Here is a 2,718-nt window from a genome sequence, read left to right on the forward strand (position 1 = left end):
TTCTAAAATAATAGCCCCGGCAGAATGCATTTCCTGCCATGCAGATTCAACCGTTTCCGGAGCAATACCGCGGCAAGCCGCCTGATTGACAATGACTTTCCAAGCTCCGCCTTTAAGCAACTGTAAAACCGTTGTTTTCACACAATAATCCGTTGCCAAACCGCCGACAATAACTGTATCTGCATTTTGACAGCGCAACCATTCGATCAAACCTGTACTGAGCTTTTCTTCAATATCGTGAAAACATGCGCCGTAAGGATGTAACTCAGGATCAATGCCTTTCCAAACACAATAATCGTATTCCTTGGCTGAAGGCAGGCCATCCAACAATTCATAGCCATATGTTCCAACCATCGCATGTGACACCCAAGTCAAATCCGCATCGGGTAAACCCGTCGGTTTTAACATATCAACAGGATTATCCACAAGCCATTTTGCCGCAACATGATGCGCATCTTTCGTCATCACGCGTAAATCCGCCAATGCAGCTTGGGCATTGAGTTCATCCGCAATCAGATGACCTTCGGCAACAGGCAATTCTTTCGGACACAAAGGCGTAAACGTTTTTTGTGCATCGACATCGATAGAAACAATCATGGATTAATTTAACCTATTGATTTCATTTTACATTATTCAAATTGAGCATTTATTACCCATGTACGTACATTTGAAATAAATGCTTTGTATTATAACAAATTACTACCGCAAAATGTGGGAAAACATCTATGATATGATGACAGTTTGCACAGAATATTTATCCACAGATTATGTCCTATTCGATTACGCCTATTGCAACCGTTCATTCTCCCTACAAACAAAAATTCGGCATTGCCCGCCAACCCGGTTTGGTTCCTGCGGCAGAAATTTGCATTGAACTCACTCCTGAATTTACCGCAGACAGCGTTCGGGGCTTGGAAGATTTCGACTATGTGTGGATAAGTTTTATTTTCCACGGCGTATTGGATGAAGGTTGGGCGCAAATGGTGCGTCCGCCACGACTCGGAGGCAAACAAAAAATAGGCGTATTTGCCACACGCAGCCCGCACCGCCCCAATCATCTCGGTTTATCCCTGCTGAAACTCGAACGCATCGAAACAGGCAAACCTGTCCGCATCTATTGCAGCGGTGCAGACCTATTGGACGGTACTCCGGTAGTGGATATCAAACCCTACATCCCGTTTGTCGAATCCAAACCTGACGCATCATCAGGCTTTGTCAGCGGCAAACCTGAAGAATTGAACGTAGTCTGGGCAGAAAGTACGCTTACGGAACATTTATCCACAGAAGAAAAACATCTCATTGAGCAAAGCATTGCTCAAGATCCCCGCCCTGCCTATCAAGATATTCCCGAACGGGTTTATGTAATGAATATTGCGGATTATGAAGTACAGTTTAGGATAGAAAACAAATGTGCCACAGTGATTAAACTATCCACAATCTGATTGCAAATTGAATCTATCTACAAACAAAAGGCCGTCTGAAATGTTCAGACGGCCTTTTAATTATCCACAGACTGATTGATTCAGCCTGTTATCTTTTAGATTTTGCTGGCAAAGAATTCCAAGGTACGAACCAATTGGCAAGTGTAAGACATTTCATTGTCGTACCAAGCAACGGTTTTTACCAATTGTTTATCGCCAACTGTCATCACGCGGGTTTGAGTCGCATCGAAGAGTGAGCCGTACTCGATACCAATAACGTCGGAAGAAACAATTTGATCTTCAGTGTAGCCTAAAGCATCGTTGGCGGCAGCTTTCATGGCTGCATTGATTTCTTCTTTGGTAACAGGGCGTTCGAGAACAGAAACCAGTTCGGTCAAAGAGCCTGTGGCTACGGGAACGCGTTGGGCAGAGCCATCAAGTTTGCCGTTCAACTCAGGGATAACCAAGCCGATGGCTTTAGCGGCACCGGTGCTGTTCGGTACGATATTCAAAGCAGCGGCACGGGCGCGACGGAAGTCGCCTTTGCGGTGCGGCGCGTCAAGGGTATTTTGGTCGCCGGTATAAGCGTGGATGGTGGTCATTAGGCCTTCAACAATACCGAACTCTTTTTGCAATACCGCAGCCATAGGAGCCAGGCAGTTAGTCGTACAAGAAGCGGCAGAGATGACGGTTTCGCTGCCGTCCAAAATATCTTGGTTTACGCCGTATACAACGGTTTTCACATCATTGCCGCCAGGTGCAGAAATCACAACTTTGCGCGCACCGGCACGGATATGGGCTTCTGCTTTGGTTTTGCTGGTAAAGAAACCGGTACATTCGAGGACAACGTCCACACCCAACTCGCCCCAAGGCAATTCTTCAGGATTAGGATTGGCAAATACTTTGATTTCTTTGCCGTTAACAACAATCGCATCATCTTTCAATTCGGCAGAGCCTTCAAAGCGGCCTTGAGTACTGTCGTATTTGAAGAGGTGCAACAGCATGTCGGCAGGAGTCAAGTCGTTAACAGCAACGACTTCGATACCTTGGGCTTTTTCAATTTGACGCAATGCCAGACGACCGATACGGCCAAAACCATTAATCGCTACTTTAATACTCATTTTGCTACTCCTATTAGATGGAATGGGAAAAATTTTTCAGTAAGGCCATTGTATCCTGAAATAAAATTACTTTCTAGGATTACAGATAATTACTTTTAAGTTATTTGATTTAAATAAAGAAAATATGAAATTCTTGTTTGTAGGAAAATATCGGATAAATCGAATCAGTCCTGACT

3 protein-coding genes are annotated in these 2,718 nt (G+C 44.5%); 1 reads left to right on the forward strand and 2 read right to left on the reverse strand.

The features are described from left to right. A partial coding sequence (locus tag ACTHUE_RS14795) for a nicotinamidase (protein ID WP_440423882.1) occupies positions 1-597 on the reverse strand: 597 nt, incomplete at its 3' end. Positions 598-767: 170 nt separating this feature from the next. On the opposite strand from ACTHUE_RS14795, the gene tsaA reads away from it, so the two are divergent. Then, positions 768-1,442, forward strand: coding sequence for a tRNA (N6-threonylcarbamoyladenosine(37)-N6)-methyltransferase TrmO (gene tsaA, locus ACTHUE_RS14800; RefSeq protein ID WP_377073511.1), 675 nt, complete (start codon positions 768-770; stop codon positions 1,440-1,442). 95 nt (positions 1,443-1,537) lie between these two features. Here tsaA and gap read toward each other — a convergent pair whose 3' ends face one another. Continuing rightward, on the reverse strand, positions 1,538-2,542 hold the full coding sequence (gene gap, locus ACTHUE_RS14805) for a type I glyceraldehyde-3-phosphate dehydrogenase (RefSeq protein WP_070591971.1): 1,005 nt from the start codon (positions 2,540-2,542) through the stop codon (positions 1,538-1,540). Between the last annotated feature and the right edge of the window lie 176 nt (positions 2,543-2,718).

This window comes from Neisseria sp. P0021.S005 (genome assembly GCF_051956955.1).